The sequence below is a fragment of the Collimonas arenae genome, assembly GCF_000786695.1.
Lineage (GTDB): Bacteria > Pseudomonadota > Gammaproteobacteria > Burkholderiales > Burkholderiaceae_D > Collimonas > Collimonas arenae_A.
In genome coordinates, this window is sequence record NZ_CP009962.1 from 707,815 (window position 1) to 723,388 (window position 15,574).

Below are 15,574 nucleotides of genomic sequence, written 5' to 3' on the forward strand. Positions count from 1 at the left end.
TGACAGCAGCGGTGGCTTGCCTTACCGGAGAGGCTTGTCAATGAGATGGTGTTATAAAGGAAAATATTTGCCGGACAGATAATGCTAATCTGCCAAAGCTGCTTGGGTAGCAGACAAGGATTGCAACATGTGCTGGCCGTCAAGCCAGCGGCGCACGTCAGCAAACACGCGCTCGGCGCCGATTTCATTGAAAATCTCGTGATACATGCCTTCATAGTCACGCAGCGTGCCGATCTCAGGGCGCAAGGCTGCAAAAAAACGGCGGCTTCCTTCCGGATTGATGATGCGGTCCGCGCCGGCAATCACCATCAGCGTCGGTATTGCCAGCGTCGGAGCATGGTTGATGGCAAATGCGCCGGCATGCAGCATGCTGTTCAGCATGCGGGGACTAATTTTGTTATGCACCAGCGGGTCACGGCTGTACGCTTTGGCAACGGTGAGATCGTGTGACAGAAGATGGACATCCAGGCCGTTAGGCGCTGGCAGTCCGGGCGCAAGCATTGACATGAGTTTCAGCAAGCCGTGTTGGAACCCGCTCATGTACAAGGCCAGCGCCGGCGAAGACAGAATCAGGCCACGCAGGGGCGCCATGTTCGCCACAGCAAAGCGCGCAGCAAACAAACCGCCCATGCTGTGACCAAACAGTAAAGGAGTATGGTTCGCCAGTTCCGGATGAATCAGCCCTTGCTGTTGGCTAAAGTCGTCCAGCACCAGCTTGGCGTCACGCAACAATGCGTTGTCATCAGGGATATCGCCACGGCGGCCGCCTGAACGTCCATGGCCGCGATGATCGTAGCTACGCACAAGCAGGCCGCAGCGGTTGAAAAAACGTATTACGTGGGCATAGCGCCCGGAGTGCTCACCCAGCCCGTGCATCAGCAGGATACTGCCGGTTACCGGCTCGCCGGGAGCCAGCGGCCAGTCAGTGACGAACAGTGAAATACCGTCGTCGCTGGACAGTTGCTGCTCACGGGCAGCCGACATTACACGCCCCAGAGGACGTCGTTGTTGTGCTTGTGGGCTTCGCGCAGCATTTCCAGCAAAGGATGGATGCGGCTGGCGAAGTTGACCGTTTGCACCGGCTCATGGCCAGTGTCGTCGCCGCCAGCATTGTGATGGGCGGCAATATCGTGTTGCACGCTGTCGGACGCAGGATGTGCACGGCTTTCCGAGGTTTCCTGTTCCAGGCGCGCAATCGCTGCTGCGCCTTCTTCTGCCGTGATCACACCGATCTTTACATCTTTATTCAGCAGATCGAGGATGCGTTTGGCGTCGTGTTCGAACATGATGACTTCGGACGATGCCTTGGATTTGAACGTAACTAACATAAAACCTCAAAATATTGTTTTTGATAAAAAAGACATTGTACAGAATACGCGCTTGTCCCGGTGGCCGCCAGTTTTGTCACCGGCGGTTACAGAGCTGACAAGCGAAAATGTGGTCACAATGCTAATTGTGTTTGAATGAGCCGATGAAAGTATCGACGTTTTCCCGGGAAATCTCCTTTTCAGGCCCCATTACGATGACCTGATAAATTTCCTTGTCCTTGCTGACAAAATGCCCGAACAGTACTTCATCCTTGCCGCCGGGCGTCTTGCCGACTGCTTCAATGTCGATGCTGGCGGACAATCCCTGTGTACTGCTGGCGGCCGCGGTCGATTTTTCCGAGCGCACCGTGCCGTTGATATTCTTCACCAGCGCTGTTTTCATGGCGATCAGGGCGGTTTGCGCCTTGGCGGCATCGGGCACGGTGGCGCTGCCAACTGCGAATACCGTGTCGTCCACCTTGGAGGCGGTCATGGTCATGGTCAGCGGCATGCCGTCCAGATCAATGGGGCGTGCAAATGTCGAAGGTTTGGTCGGCAGCAGGATGCTGTAAGGCGCGTCCTTGCTGCGCACTTCGCGCCAGTTGAACTTGGGCGAGCAAGCCGCCAGCAGCAGTGCGCAAGCGCAGAGCAACAGGAGGCGGGGTGTCAGGCTGGAGGAAAATTTCACGGGATTGCGCAGCGGGCTGCAAAAATGGAAGCAACCCCTATGGTATCTGATGCTGAAAGGTGCGCACACCGAAAATGATGCCTATGCACAACAAAACAATCCCTGCCGCCACTTGCATACCCGGTACCGCGCCGCGGAAAATGAAGGCATACAGCAAGGCCGACAGGGTTTCAAAGACTATCAACTGGGCCAGCAGCGCTGTCGGCAAGCGCTGGCTGGCCTTGTTCCAGAGCAGCGTGCCGATCCAGGACGCCGAAAGGCCGATGAGCAGCATCAGGCCGACAAATTGCAGCGGCCGAGGGCCGAACGGGAAAGCATAAGAACCGCCAGTCAGTTTCTGGTAACCGCCATAGGAGAACAAGCCGATCAGCGCCAGCGGCAATACAGCCAGCCCTTGCGCGGTAGCCCAAATGGACGGGCTGATATGCGGATTGGCGCGCAGGTAGCGGGCATTGACGATCGGATACCAGGTCCAGGCAGCGACGCCGCAGAGCGCAATCAGGCAACCTAGCAGATAGTCAGACATCGAACGGGTATTGCTGCTGCCCATTTGCCGCATGTGGGCCAGCTCTGCCGCGTTGACGAAAAGTATACCGATAAAGATGATTACCAGCGAAGGCGCCAACCGGCGCCAAGCCACGCTCTCAGCTGCGTGACCGGGGGACCAGTTGGAAAACACGGAAATCACGACTGGCAGCGTGCCGATGATCATGGTCGGCAGTGGCGCATCGGCCAGCTGGATCGCGGTCGCCAGCGCTGCGTAGTAGAGCAGGTTACCGACCAGGGAGAGTTTCAGGGCGGCACGCCAGTCAGCCTTGCTCAAGGTGGCGATGCGTTTGCGATGCAACAAGGCGGGCGTTAGCGCGATCAACCCGAAGGCCACATAGCGTCCAAACGACAGCATCAGACCGGGATAATCCGGCAGCATCAGCGGCGCGATGAAGACCAGCCCCCACATCAGGCCTGCGCCGAGTGCGCACAAGATGCCGGTCAGCATGATGCGCGGGCCGGTAAGAGGAGGGGGAAACGAGGTGATGCCATAGGAAGACCAGAAATGAGTAGCGACTGTACTCATGATGCCAAGCTTTACGCCAGCGGTCTTGTACCAATTTGCTGTTGATACTGCGCCGGCGTGACGCCATAGGCGCGCTTGAACCAGCGCGTCAGATGGCTTTGGTCGGTCAGTCCGACTGCGGCGGCGGCATCGGTCGGTGTGCTGCGCTGAGCCAGCAAGGTCTTGGCGCGCGCTGCCCGGCGCGCTTGCAGATATTGGTGCGGCGTAGCGTGGAATTGCGCGGAAAAGGTACGCACAAAATGAAATATCGACATGCCGGCCTCCGCCGCCAGCGTATCGATATGCAAAGTCTGGTCCAGATTGGCTTCGATACAGTCGAGCACCCGCCGCATGGCCAGCATGCGCTGTGGATAATGCGCTGCGGCAGCGGCTGCCGGGCGCAGGTTCTTACCGTAACGCTGGGTCACGGCATCAATTAGCAAGGTGAAGTGCGAGACAAAGGCAATGTCGTCCGGCGCTTGCCACATACGCCTGAAGAGCAGCCGGAAATTCTCGGCCAAGGCCGGGTCATGCGCCGTAGCTCCGGTGAAATAAGCCTCGCTGCCAGTCATTTCGTGCAACACCTGCGGCTCGATATACAGCATCTGATAAGCCCAGCCGGCAGCAACCTCGGCATGGCCGTCGTGCAACTCGTCCGGATTGAGCAACACCAGTGTACCGGCCGGCGCCAGATGCTGCGAGCCCTTGTGGCTGAAACGCTCCACGCCGGTTTCGATCGCGCCCAGCGAATAGGCATCGTGTACATGCGGCGCAAATTCATGATCCACCAGTCGCGCCGAATACAATTCCACGCCCGGCAGATGCGGGCTGGTCTTGAAGGTGACGAATTCGGAAGGATGATGGAACATGCCATTCTCCAGGCTCTAGGCCAATCGCGCCAGATGACGCCGCACGGACAGCACCGCGCCCACCAGGCCGAGGCCGGCGCTGATGGCCAGCAACACAATACTGGCCAGCCAGTTCAGCGGCAGCAGACGGAATTCGGAAGCATACAAGCGAGCGAATTCGGCTATCGCCTGGTTCAGCGGTTGCAAGCCAAGCGCCACGGCCGCCAACGCCACGCCGCCTGCGCACAGGCCGAGCAGGGCGCCAGTGTAATAGAAAGGCCGATGAATGAAGCCATCGGTCGCTCCGACCAGCTTGGCCACCGCAATTTCTTCGCGCTGCGTCAGCACCTGTAGGCGCACGGTATTGAATACCACCGCAACCACCACCACAGCCAGCGTCGTGGCCAAGAACAGCAGCACCAGGCGCAAGATGCCGAGCAGGGCCGCCAGCCGCTTGACCCATTCCGAATCGACTTGCACGGTATCGACGCCAGGCAAAGCCTTGAGGTCGGCCGCGATCACATCGATGCGGGCTGCGTCAGGGGCGTCGTGGAAACCTGCCAGTTTCAGCACATAGGCATCCGGTAAAGGATTCTGGCCGAGCGTCGTCAGAGCGTCGTCCATGCCGGTTTTGTTTTTCAGGCTGATCAAGGCGTCTTCGCGGGGAATGAACAATACCTTGGCCGAGCTATGGTGCTGCTGCAAAACCGCATCGATCGGCTTGGCCAGCGCCACAGTCTTGTCGCGCGCGGCGTCCAGCGTCATGAAGATGCTGATTTCCGGTTCCACCGCCAGTTGCTCCGATACCGGCCGGATGTTTTCTATCAGGGTCAGGCCGCCGAACGGCAACGCCAAGGCAATCGCCACCACCAGCACATTCAACGCAAAACCGCCGGGCGCCTTGAACAGGTGGGTGAAGGCGTCGCTGATGGCGAACAGATGTTGTCGCAGCCAGCTCTTCATGCTGCACCTCCCGTATTGCCGGCATTAACAGTGACAGCGGAATTCTGCCAGTGATCCACGATCTGGCCCTGGTCGAGGAACACGACGCGGTTGGCGCTGTTGAGGAACTGTTCGTCATGGGTAGAAATCAGGCAAGTCACGCCGACCGCATGGAAGGACTTGAGCGCATCCAGCACTTTGTTGGCGTTGTCGCGGTCGAGATTGGCGGTCGGTTCATCGGCCAGGATGATCTGGGGCCGGTTGACAATAGCGCGGGCGATCGAGACGCGTTGCTGCTCACCGCCGGACAGCGCAAGGGGATCAGTGGCTGCCTTGTCCAGCAAGCCGACCCGGTCCAGCGCGGCTTGGGCTCGCTTCTCTGCTTCGACGCGGGTGGCGCCGGTGACCAGCAGGGGCAGCATGACATTGGCCAGCACGCTACGGTCTTGCAGTAATTTTTGCTGTTGCAGGATCAATCCGAGATTGCGCCGCAAATATGGCAGGCCCGACGATTTCAGCTTGCCGACATTGGCGCCGCTGACAGTCAACGTGCCGCTGCTGGGGCGTTCGATCGCCGCAATCAGGTTCAGCAGAGTGGTTTTGCCAGCGCCGGATGGCCCCGCCAGGAAAATCAGGTCGCCCTTGTTGACCGTGAGCGTGATGTCGCGCAGCGCGACTACGTCGCGGGCGTATTTCTTGGATACCTGGTTGAATTCAATCATCGCAAATGTTGGCTAAGCAGGTTGAATGGAAACGCTTGGAACTTGTCATTTTTCGCTTGTTTTGCGAAGTACTATGTTGCTTGGTACGCCCGATCTGATCAGTTAAGGACAGAGTAATTCGCCACGCTGCGGTGGCTCTTAAAGCCAACGCTGGCCGTCTCTGTCCCGCAATTAATTAAGTAGCGCATCCACAAAATCGGCGGCATTAAACGGCTGCAAGTCTTCGATCTGTTCGCCGACGCCGATGAAATAGACCGGGATTGCGCGCGTGGTGGCGATTGCCGCCAGCACGCCGCCCTTGGCGGTGCCGTCCAGTTTAGTGATCACCAGCCCGGTCAGTCCCAGCGCATCGTCGAAAGCCTTGACCTGGGCCAGCGCGTTCTGGCCAGTGTTGCCGTCGATGACCAGCAAAATCTCGTGCGGGGCAGTGGCCATGCCTTTGCCGATCACGCGTTTGATTTTCTTCAGCTCATCCATCAGATGCAGCTGTGTCGGCAGGCGGCCGGCGGTATCCACCATCACCACATTGGTGCCGCGCGCCTGCGCCGAATGGACGGCGTCGAAAGCTACTGCGGCAGGGTCGCCGGATTCCTGGGCGATTACCGTGACGTTGTTGCGTTCGCCCCAGATCGTCAGTTGTTCGCGTGCGGCGGCACGGAACGTATCGCCTGCTGCCAGCAATACCGATTGCTTGTGCGCCTGCAGATGCTTGGCCAGTTTGCCGATGGTCGTGGTTTTGCCGGCGCCGTTGACGCCTGCGATCATGATCACCAGCGGCTGATGCTCTTCCAGCACCAGCGGCTTTTGCAAAGGCGTCAGCAAATCGATCAGCAAAGTGCGCAGCGCGGCCTTGACCTGGGCCGCCTCGGTCAGTTTTTCTTCCTTGACCTTCTTTTTCAGGGCGTTCAACAGGAAATGAGTGGCGTCGACGCCGGCGTCGGAAACCAGCAGCGCCGATTCCAGTTCCTCATACAGGTCTTCATCGATCTTGGCGCCGACAAACAAGGTGCTCAGGTTGGATGAGGTCTTGGACAACCCGGTTTTCAGGCGTGACAGCCAGGACCGTTTTTGCTCCGCAGCCACGGGAGCCGAGACAATCTCGGCTTGCGCCTCAGCGACGACGGCCGGTGTCGCAATAGCGATTGGCGCGGGTACTTCTATAATCGGCGCGATAGCAGGAGCAGTAGCAGTAGCAGTAGCGGGGACAACGGCAGGCGTTGCGTCGGCTGGAATGTTGACTGCCGCCGTCTGCGGTAATTCTGCTGCCGGCGCTTCCGGCACTGGCGCAACTTCGGGTTTGGGTTTTTTCTTGAAGAAACTAAACATCTGAGGCCTGGTCGGTCGGGCGGTGAAATAGGGTACGGCGGCGGGCTGCCAGAGCCAGTCGCACAAGAGGTACAATCACCGGCATTCTATCAGAGCGCAGGCTATCGAATTCAGGATAGTCTTGCCGGCCGCCCTCTAATGCGGGTAGTGTTGGCGCCCGAATTGGCGTCAAAATGCTGTCGAAGCGATAAAATCCCGGAAATTTTTCCCCTATTTACTAAAATTAATGAAAAAACCAAGCAGTAAAAAGCCGCCGAAAACACCGGTGCATGCCATCAGGCCGCCCTTGGCGCGCCAGGTCAGAATCATTGGCGGTGCTTGGAAGCGCACGCCGTTGGCTGTGCTCGATAGCGAAGGCTTGCGGCCGACACCGGACCGGGTGCGCGAGACCCTGTTTAACTGGCTCAATCATTTGCTGGATGGCAACTGGGAGGCGGTACGTTGCCTGGACTTGTTTGCCGGCACCGGTGCCCTGGGTTTTGAAGCCGCCAGCCGCGGTGCGCAGGACGTCACCATGATCGAACACAATACGCCGGCAGTGCGCCAGCTGGAAGCCACTAAAATCAAGCTGGACGCCAGCCAGGTACGGATCCTGCGCAGCGATGCGGCGACTTGGCTGAGCAAGGCCGGCGCGGAAGCCGGGCGCTACGACCTGATTTTCCTGGATCCGCCCTATCAGCAGGGCTGGCTGGAAAAAATCCTGCCGCTGTGCCAGGGTTTGCTGGCGGAACAGGGTTTGCTGTATCTGGAAGCCGAGTTCGCGCTGGAGGCGGATGCCTTGCCGTCCTGGTTGGGCGGCTGGCAACTGCTCAGAGCCGACAAGGCGGGCATGGTGTTCTATCACTTGCTTAAAAGGCAAGCTACTTCAGTCTGAGGCAATTTCAGGCATAATGCGCGATCTGATTGGGAGGGGGAACAAGATGGTTACTGCAGTTTATCCGGGAACGTTCGATCCGCTCACGCGTGGTCATGAAGATTTGGTCCGGCGGGCGTCGGGGCTGTTCGACAAGCTGGTGGTCGGGGTCGCCGACAGTAAAAACAAAAAGCCGTTCTTCTCTCTCGAAGAGCGTTTGTCGATCGCCAACGAGGTGCTGGGCCACTACCCCAATGTGCAGGTGGAGAGCTTTTCCGGCTTGCTCAAGGATTTTGTCCGCCAGCACGACGCTAATGTGATCGTACGCGGCTTGCGTGCGGTTTCCGATTTCGAGTTCGAGTTCCAGATGGCCGGCATGAACCGCTATCTGCTGCCGGATGTTGAAACGCTTTTCCTGACGCCATCCGACCAGTACCAGTTCATCTCCGGCACCATCGTGCGCGAGATCGCGACCCTGGGCGGGGATGTCTCCAAGTTCGTTTTCCCTTCTGTTGAAAAATGGCTGAAGGAAAAACTCGACGCCCAACAGCCTTAAGCGGCAAGCGGCGCCTATCCGAAAAGAATAAAATAGCCGAAGCAAGGTGCATTTCCGTGTTTTGCTTCCGGCTTCCGCTGTAACTTGAGTTAAAAAGAGTAGTGCAATGGCTTTATTGATCACCGATGACTGCATTAATTGCGACGTATGCGAGCCAGAGTGCCCCAACGGTGCGATTTACATGGGGCCCGAGATCTACGAGATCGACCCGCATAAATGCACCGAATGCGTCGGCCATTTCAACGAGCCGCAATGCCAGCAAGTCTGTCCGGTCGCCTGCATCCCTTTCGATCCGGCCTGGCGTGAATCCAAAGAACAGCTGCAAGCCAAGTACGAGCGCCTGCAGGCTGAACTGACAGCCCCGGCTACCAACAAACAACCCTGATTCTTGCCGCTGCAGGCACAGCTATCGGCACTATGCCGATTTCGTCATCTATTGCAGCCGGTAACGACAAGACAGCGTTTCCCGGCCCCGCTACGCTGTCGGCATGGAAAAAATTTCGATTATTGATTCCCACACTGGTGGCGAACCTACCCGTCTGGTGCTGGCTGGCGGCCCGGATCTTGGCAACGGACCTTTGTCGGAGCGGCTGCAACTACTGCGCTCGCAACACGATCGCTTGCGTAGCGCAGTGGTGTGCGAGCCGCGCGGCTCCGACGTGCTGGTCGGCGCACTGTTATGCCAGCCGCAAGATCCTGCGTGCGAGGCTGGCGTCATTTTCTTCAATAATGTCGGCTATCTCGGCATGTGCGGCCACGGCACCATCGGGCTGGTCGCTTCGCTTGCCTATCTGGGGCGCATCGGTCCTGGCCGGTACAAGATAGAGACACCGGTCGGCGTGGTCGAGACTGAGCTACATGCCGACGCCAGCGTGACCGTGCACAATATCCCTGCGTACCGCTGGCGCAAGGACGTCGCGTTGCAAGTGCCAGATTATGGTCGTGTAGTCGGCGATATTGCCTGGGGCGGCAACTGGTTTTTTCTGATCGGCGATCATGGGCAGGATGTGCGGCAAGAAAACATCGCCGCCCTGACCGATTTTTCCTGGGCAGTGCGCGCCAGTCTAGAGCTGGCCGGTATTACTGGTGCAGGAGACGCGCCGATCGACCACATTGAGTTATTCGGTCCGGCCCGGCAGGCCGGCAACCACAGCAGCAATTTCGTGCTGTGCCCGGGAAAAGCCTACGACCGCTCCCCTTGCGGCACCGGCACCAGCGCCAAGATCGCCTGTTTGGCGGCGGACGGAAAGATGGCCGAGGGCGCAATCTGGCGCCAGGAAAGCATTATCGGTAGCGTCTTCGAAGCCTCATATCGGCGTCACGGCGAGCAGATCTTGCCAGCTATCCGCGGCACCGCCTTTGTCAACGCTGAAAGCAGCTTTATTTTCAACCAGGACGATCCTTTCGCCTGGGGCATCGTTTGAGCATCGATGTACTGATAATCGGCGCCGGCATCGTTGGCGCCGCCTGTGCGGATGCGTTGGCTGCAGAGGGCTTGGCGGTGACGGTAGTGGAGTGCGAAGCCATTGGCAGCGGCGCCACTGCGGCCGGCATGGGCCATCTGGTGGTCATGGACGACAATCCTGCCGAACTGGCGCTGACTTCTTATTCGCTTGCGCTGTGGCGGCAGCTTGCCACGCCGGATCCCGCGCCGCATGAATACAGCAATTGCGGCACCTTATGGATTGCGGCCGATGACGAAGAAATGGCGGCGGCGCGCGACAAGCAAGGCATCTTGCATGCACACGAAATCGCCTGCGAACTGCTGGATGCCGCGACTCTCTACGCGCGTGAACCTCAGTTGCGGCCCGGCTTGAAAGGTGGCCTGAGAGTTGGCGCCGATGCAGTGGTCTATGCGCCGAAAAGCGCCGCATTGCTGCTGGCGCGAGCCCAGAGCCGCGGCGCACAACTGCGCATCGGGCAAGTACAGGCAATTACCGGGGGCGGCGTGTTGCTGGCCGACGGCAGTGAACTGCAAGCCGGCAAAGTGCTGGTCGCCAACGGCAGCGCGTCCGTGCAGTTGCTGCCTGAACTGCCGATCCGGCCCAAGAAGGGGCATATCGTCATTACCGATCGCTATCCCGGCATGATCAGTCATCAGCTGGTCGAACTCGGTTACATCAAAAGTGCACACGCGGCCGATGGCGATTCAGTCGCCTTCAATTTGCAGCCGCGTCCGACCGGACAATTATTGATCGGCTCATCGCGTCAATTCGATGTCACGGACAAGGCGGTCGATCCGGCTATCCTGGCGCGCATGCTGGCGCATGCGGCCAGCTTCTTGCCGGCACTGGCTGGCTTGAACGCCTTGCGCTGCTGGACCGGATTGCGCGCCGCCAGCAGCGACGGCCTGCCGCTGATCGGCCCGCATCCGTCGCGGCCAAATGTCTGGCTGGCCACCGGCCACGAAGGATTGGGAGTCACCACTTCGCTGGCAAGCGCGCAACTGCTTGCCGCACAGATTACCGGCAAGCAGACGGCAATCCCGACAGCGCCGTATCTGCCGGCACGCTTTGCACAGCTGGCTGTACAGTTGGATGAACAATCGGGAATGCACCATGGCTGAGGATGACATCACGATATACATCAACGGTCGTAGCATCCAGGTGGCTGCCGGTTGCAGCGTGGCGGCAGCGTTGGCATTGGATAGCGCACCGGCAATCACGCGGCGTTCGGTCAGCGGCATGTTGCGAGCACCGTTATGCGGCATGGGGATTTGTCAGGAATGCCGGGTCAGCATCGACGGCCGTGAATATTGCCTGGCCTGTCAGACTATTTGTGCGGCGGGGATGCGAATAGAAACCGCGCAGGCTAAAGCATGATGCACGCTGCCGACATAGTGATCATCGGCGCCGGGCCGGCCGGGCTGGCGGCCGCCAGAAGCGCAGCGCAAAGAGGCGTTACCGTGGCATTGGTGGATGACAATCCACTGGCCGGCGGTCAGATCTGGCGCGGCGGACCGCAACACAGCCAGCATCCCCAGGCTGGAAAGCTGTGGGCCGAACTGCAGCAAATGGCCAACGTGCAATGGTTCATGCAAAGCCGCGTAGTTGGACAGGCAGCGGCGGCGCAACTGTTGCTGGAAACACCGCAGCAGACGTTCAAGCTGGCCTATCGCAAATTGATACTGGCCACAGGTGCACGCGAGCGGCTGTTGCCGTTTCCCGGCTGGACGCTGCCCGGCGTCACCGGTGCCGGCGGTTTGCAAGCGCTGGTCAAAGGCGGTTATCCGGTGCGCGGCAAGCGTATCGTCGTCGCCGGTTCAGGACCGTTGTTGCTGGCTGTGGCGGCGACTTTGCGGCAGCATGGCGCACAGGTGCTGCATGTGCTGGAGCAAAGCAGCCGGCGCAAGCTGGCGGGTTTTGCGCTGCAACTGGTGCGTACTCCTGAAAAATTGCGGCAGGCCTGGCAATTGCGCAGTCAGCTGGCGGGTGTGCCGTATCACGCTGGCAGCTATGTGTTGCAAGCGCTGGGCGAGCAGCAGTTGCGAGCGGTGCAGGTGACGATAGCGGAGCGGAGGCTCAGCATAGAGTGCGATTACCTGGCTTGCGGCTATGGCTTGTTGCCCAATACTGAACTGGCGCAGGCGCTCGGCTGTCGCATCGCGGATAGCGCAATACAGGTCAATGAACATCAGCAAACAAGCATCGAAAACGTTTACTGCGCAGGAGAGGGAACCGGCGTAGGCGGCGTCGATCTGGCGCTGGCCGAAGGTCATATCGCTGGTGGACAAGCCGCTGCTCTTGGCCCGCCTGCGCAGCGCTGGCTGACGCAGCGCCGTGCACAACAGGCTTTCGCCGAGCGTCTGCAGGATGCATTTGCTTTACGCCCGGAGCTGCGTCGTTTGTGTGATCCCGATACGTTGGTTTGCCGTTGCGAAGATGTTGCTTATGCCGATTTGCAGGCGCACGCTAGCTGGCGTAGTGCGAAATTGCAAACGCGTTGCGGCATGGGACCGTGCCAAGGCAGGGTTTGCGGCGGCGCCAGCGACTTCTTGTTCGGTTGGAAGCCGGATTCGGTGCGCTTGCCAATTTCACCAGCGCGCATCTCCAGTCTGATTACATTGCATAGTACCTCTCCTGTAGATGGAGATTAGAGGCGAAAAGGATAGTTATCCAGCTTGCAGCAATTGCCGGTAGGCGCGTGGCGTGATGCCGACGGTGGCCTTGAACTGCCGCGTGAAAGCGCTGTGGTCCTGGTAGCCGCAAGCTGCGGCGATCTCGGTGATGCTGCGCTGGCCGGCCAGCATAGCGGACGCCGCATCCAGGCGCGTCTTGATGATCATCTGACGCGGATTCAACGAAAAGATTTTCTGAAAATAACGCTCTATCTGAGATACCGACAGATCGGCAATGCGGGCCAGTTCTCTGATATGGATTTGCTGGTCGTAGTGATCGTGGATAAAACTGGCCGCCGCTGCGACGCGCTGGTAGACCGGATGATTCTTGTCCGGCATGGCCAGGTCGCGTGAAATGCCCGCCATGCCGGCAATGCCGCCATCACGGTCGCGCAGCACGATTTTATGGGTCAGGCACCAGCCCGGTGCGCGGTTCGGATACAGGTGCAGTTCCAGCTGATCGTGGATGTCGACGCCGGTGCCAAGCACTCGCAGGTCTTGTTCCAGAAAGCTTGCGCCTAGGCTGGGCGGGAAAATGTCGCGGGCGGTGCGGCCCAGCAGGGCAGTTTTGTCCGTCAGGCCGCAACGCGCCACCAGAGTCTGGTTGGCTACCAGGTATTCAGCCTGCTTGCCTTTGACGAAAAATACGACATCCGGCAAGGCGTCAAACAGCGCTTCGGCAAAAAATACATTATCCAGCGACGCCGCCAGCAAGTTGCGGTCGGTCTGTATGGCAATCGGTGCGGCGGGCTGGATCATGGTCGATTCATGCGATAGCGTGGCTTTGGTTTGCTTGCATCATACCCCGTGGAAAATGCCGGCGTCTCCGCGCCGGCGAGACCTGGATCTCAATGCGCGGGGACCGCGACCGGTTCGCCGCCCTTGAACTGATAGATGGTGACGGGCGCATTCTTCAAGTCGTGGCTGGCGTCGAATTCATACTCGCCGACCACCCCGGTATATTTCATGGCTGCCAATACCGGCCCGAATTTGGCAGGTTCGGTGGAGCCTGCCTTCTTCATCGCCTCGGCAATCATCAACATGCCGTCATAGAAATACGGTGCGTAAGTCAGCGGAGCCTTGCCGTATGTTTTCTGGAAGTCGCCGAGGAACGCCTTTTCAGCAGCCCTGTCGCCCAGCACGGTGCCGCCTTGCACACAATACAGCTTGTCATTGACAGCCTCGCCGCCAAGCTTGCCGGTTTCCGCATTGCAGATAGCGTCGCCGCCCATCAGGATCACGTCCAGTCCCAACTGCTTCATCTGGCGCTTCATCGCCGCCGCCTGGGCAAAGTAGCCGCCGTAGAAAATGGCGTCCACTTGCTTGCCCTTGATCGAGGTCAGGATGGCGCTGAACTCGCTCGCCTTGTCGTTGGTGAATTCTCGGCTGACGATGTCGATCTGGCTGGCCTTGGCCGCTTTCAGGAAGGCGTCGGCAACCCCTTGGCCATAGGCGGTGCGGTCGTCGATGACGGCGACTTTCTTCAACTTCAGCTGTCTGGCCGCATACACCGCCATATTGCCGCCCAGCTGGTTGTCGTTGGGATCGAGCCGGAATACCTGTTCGTAACCTTGTTGCGTGATGCGCGGATTGGTGCCGACAGTGGCCATGACGACACCGGCATCGTTGTACACCTTGGATGCAGGAATCGCGACGCCGGAATTGTACGGTCCAAGCACCGCTTTCACTTTGCTGTCTACCAGTTTTTGCGCCACCGCGACGCCGGCTTTCGGATCGCCCTGGTCGTCCTCAGTCAGCAGTTGGAAACTCAACACTTTGCCGGCCACCGTGAATTTGCTTTTGTTGAGCTGTTCGACCGCCATTCTGGCGCCGCTCTCATTATCTTTCCCCGCCGGCGCTTGCGCGCCTGTCAAGGGGCTGCTGAGACCTATCTTGACGACTTCCTGCGCCGACGATGCAGCGCTGATTACCAAACTACAGGCCAGGCAAATTGCTTTGATGGTAAAGCTCATTTTCTTTGCTCCTGAATAAGTTCTGTGGATTTGTACTGGGTTACGCAAGATCCATGCAGAGTTCTGCACAGTGTCGGCGCCGGCTTTTACGCGGCAGTTTTCCGCTCCTTGTTTTTGTAAGAATGTCTCATTTAAATATATTGCAAATATATTTGCAAGATATTAGTATCGATAAAAACCAAAGCCTGCAACACCATTTCTTTAAAGGAGCCGCACATGTCGTCAGTCAAATGGGAAGGGGTCTTTCCCGCAGTCACCACCAAATTCAAGGAAAACGAAGACCTCGATCACGCCGAGATGGAAAAGCACTACGCCTTCCAGATCGACAGCGGCGTCCACGGCCTGGTCACCTGCGGATCGCTGGGAGAAGCCAGCACGCTGTCGCTGGATGAAAAACTGGAAGTCACCAAAATAGCGCTCTCAGTGGCCGGTGGCCGCGTGCCGGTGCTTGCCAACGTCTCCGAACTGCGCACCCGCGATGCAGTACATTTCGCCGAGCAAGCCGCCAAGCTGGGCGTACAAGGCTTGATGGTGATGCCGTCGGTGCTGTACGTCGCCGACGCCCGCGAAGCCAAGGACAATCTGCGCACAATCGCCAACGCTGCGCAAGTGCCGGTCATGGTCTACAACAATCCGGTGGCCTACCGGGTCGACCTGACGCCGCAGGATTTCATCGAGCTGGCAGATTGCAAATGGCTGGTGGCGATCAAGGAATCGACTGACAACATCCGCCGCATCACCGACTTGCGCAATGCGCTTGGCGATCGCTATCAGTTGTTCATGGGCGTCGACGACCTGGCGTTCGAAGCGCTGGCGATCGGCGCTGACGGCTTGCTGGCTGGGGTGGTGGTCGCCTTCCCGAAAGAAACGGTGGCGCTGTACACGCTGATGAAAGCCAAGCGCTACGATGAAGCGCTCAAGCTGTACCAATGGATGACGCCGCTACTGCATCTGGACGTGTCGACCAAGCTGGTGCAGAACCTCAAGCTGATCGAAGCGATGGCTGGCGTCGGCAACGAGTTCGTGCGCCGTCCGCGCCAGCCGCTGGCCGGAGCAGAGCGTGAAAGAGTGGCGGCCGTTATCCAGAAGGCCATCGATACCCGTCCTGACCTGAGCCAGCTCAAACTTGATCGGTAGGGGGCCTGAATCTGCTGCATGCTTTACCTGGACTGCTATCATTTGGCATTG

The 15,574-nt window shown here is 58.9% G+C and carries 18 protein-coding genes; 8 read left to right on the top strand and 10 right to left on the bottom strand.

Annotated elements, in window-relative coordinates; genetic code table 11:
• Window positions 1–84: 84 nt before the first annotated feature.
• From LT85_RS03120 to ftsY, 8 genes are all read right to left on the bottom strand, one after another.
• Window positions 85–984: an alpha/beta hydrolase gene (locus LT85_RS03120; RefSeq protein ID WP_038485141.1), complete on the bottom strand. Its 900-nt coding sequence runs from the start codon at window positions 982–984 to the stop codon at window positions 85–87.
• The gene (locus LT85_RS03125; protein WP_038485144.1) at window positions 984–1,328 is read right to left on the bottom strand and encodes a DUF1840 domain-containing protein; all 345 of its coding nucleotides are present in this window, start codon (window positions 1,326–1,328) and stop codon (window positions 984–986) included. The genes LT85_RS03120 and LT85_RS03125 overlap by 1 nt, the downstream gene beginning before the upstream one ends.
• 121 nt (window positions 1,329–1,449) lie before the next feature.
• Entirely contained in the window at window positions 1,450–1,995 is a 546-nt protein-coding gene (locus LT85_RS03130) for a hypothetical protein (protein ID WP_253273655.1), read from the bottom strand.
• A 37-nt stretch (window positions 1,996–2,032) separates the two neighbouring features.
• Window positions 2,033–2,992, bottom strand: a complete 960-nt coding sequence (locus LT85_RS03135) for a DMT family transporter (RefSeq protein ID WP_038485147.1) — start codon at window positions 2,990–2,992, stop codon at window positions 2,033–2,035.
• Window positions 2,993–3,081: 89 nt separating this feature from the next.
• On the bottom strand, window positions 3,082–3,918 hold the full coding sequence (locus tag LT85_RS03140; RefSeq protein ID WP_038485150.1) for an AraC family transcriptional regulator: 837 nt from the start codon (window positions 3,916–3,918) through the stop codon (window positions 3,082–3,084).
• Window positions 3,919–3,933: 15 nt separating this feature from the next.
• The gene (gene ftsX / locus LT85_RS03145) at window positions 3,934–4,860 is read right to left on the bottom strand and encodes a permease-like cell division protein FtsX (RefSeq protein WP_038485153.1); all 927 of its coding nucleotides are present in this window, start codon (window positions 4,858–4,860) and stop codon (window positions 3,934–3,936) included.
• Entirely contained in the window at window positions 4,857–5,561 is a 705-nt protein-coding gene (locus tag LT85_RS03150) for a cell division ATP-binding protein FtsE (protein ID WP_038485156.1), read from the bottom strand. The genes ftsX and LT85_RS03150 overlap by 4 nt, the downstream gene beginning before the upstream one ends.
• A gap of 171 nt (window positions 5,562–5,732) precedes the next feature.
• Window positions 5,733–6,887 carry a signal recognition particle-docking protein FtsY gene (ftsY, locus tag LT85_RS03155; protein ID WP_038485159.1) on the bottom strand — a complete coding sequence of 385 codons (1,155 nt, stop codon included), beginning with the start codon at window positions 6,885–6,887 and terminating at the stop codon, window positions 5,733–5,735.
• 226 nt (window positions 6,888–7,113) lie between these two features.
• Between ftsY and rsmD the strand changes: the two genes are divergently transcribed.
• From rsmD to LT85_RS03190, 7 genes are all read left to right on the top strand, one after another.
• Window positions 7,114–7,761 (top strand): 16S rRNA (guanine(966)-N(2))-methyltransferase RsmD, encoded by a 648-nt coding sequence (gene rsmD / locus LT85_RS03160; protein WP_038485163.1) that lies wholly within the window; start codon window positions 7,114–7,116, stop codon window positions 7,759–7,761.
• A gap of 46 nt (window positions 7,762–7,807) precedes the next feature.
• A complete protein-coding gene (gene coaD / locus LT85_RS03165; RefSeq protein ID WP_038485166.1) occupies window positions 7,808–8,296 on the top strand; it encodes a pantetheine-phosphate adenylyltransferase in 489 nt (162 codons plus the stop codon).
• A 106-nt stretch (window positions 8,297–8,402) separates the two neighbouring features.
• Complete coding sequence (locus LT85_RS03170; RefSeq protein ID WP_038485169.1) at window positions 8,403–8,681, top strand: YfhL family 4Fe-4S dicluster ferredoxin; 279 nt, start codon at window positions 8,403–8,405, stop codon at window positions 8,679–8,681.
• A 103-nt stretch (window positions 8,682–8,784) separates the two neighbouring features.
• A complete protein-coding gene (locus LT85_RS03175; protein ID WP_038485172.1) occupies window positions 8,785–9,720 on the top strand; it encodes a 4-hydroxyproline epimerase in 936 nt (311 codons plus the stop codon).
• Window positions 9,717–10,862, top strand: coding sequence for an NAD(P)/FAD-dependent oxidoreductase (locus tag LT85_RS03180; RefSeq protein ID WP_052134605.1), 1,146 nt, complete (start codon window positions 9,717–9,719; stop codon window positions 10,860–10,862). The genes LT85_RS03175 and LT85_RS03180 overlap by 4 nt, the downstream gene beginning before the upstream one ends.
• Window positions 10,855–11,118 (top strand): (2Fe-2S)-binding protein, encoded by a 264-nt coding sequence (locus LT85_RS03185; RefSeq protein ID WP_038485176.1) that lies wholly within the window; start codon window positions 10,855–10,857, stop codon window positions 11,116–11,118. The genes LT85_RS03180 and LT85_RS03185 overlap by 8 nt, the downstream gene beginning before the upstream one ends.
• Window positions 11,118–12,392 carry an NAD(P)/FAD-dependent oxidoreductase gene (locus LT85_RS03190; RefSeq protein ID WP_038494914.1) on the top strand — a complete coding sequence of 425 codons (1,275 nt, stop codon included), beginning with the start codon at window positions 11,118–11,120 and terminating at the stop codon, window positions 12,390–12,392. The genes LT85_RS03185 and LT85_RS03190 overlap by 1 nt, the downstream gene beginning before the upstream one ends.
• A gap of 15 nt (window positions 12,393–12,407) precedes the next feature.
• On the opposite strand, the gene LT85_RS03195 is transcribed toward LT85_RS03190, so the two are convergent.
• Entirely contained in the window at window positions 12,408–13,172 is a 765-nt protein-coding gene (locus tag LT85_RS03195; protein WP_052134606.1) for an AraC family transcriptional regulator, read from the bottom strand.
• Window positions 13,173–13,261: 89 nt separating this feature from the next.
• A complete protein-coding gene (locus LT85_RS03200; protein WP_038485180.1) occupies window positions 13,262–14,386 on the bottom strand; it encodes a branched-chain amino acid ABC transporter substrate-binding protein in 1,125 nt (374 codons plus the stop codon).
• A 216-nt stretch (window positions 14,387–14,602) separates the two neighbouring features.
• On the opposite strand from LT85_RS03200, the gene LT85_RS03205 reads away from it, so the two are divergent.
• Window positions 14,603–15,523 (top strand): dihydrodipicolinate synthase family protein, encoded by a 921-nt coding sequence (locus LT85_RS03205; RefSeq protein WP_038485183.1) that lies wholly within the window; start codon window positions 14,603–14,605, stop codon window positions 15,521–15,523.
• The last annotated feature ends 51 nt before the right edge of the window (window positions 15,524–15,574 follow it).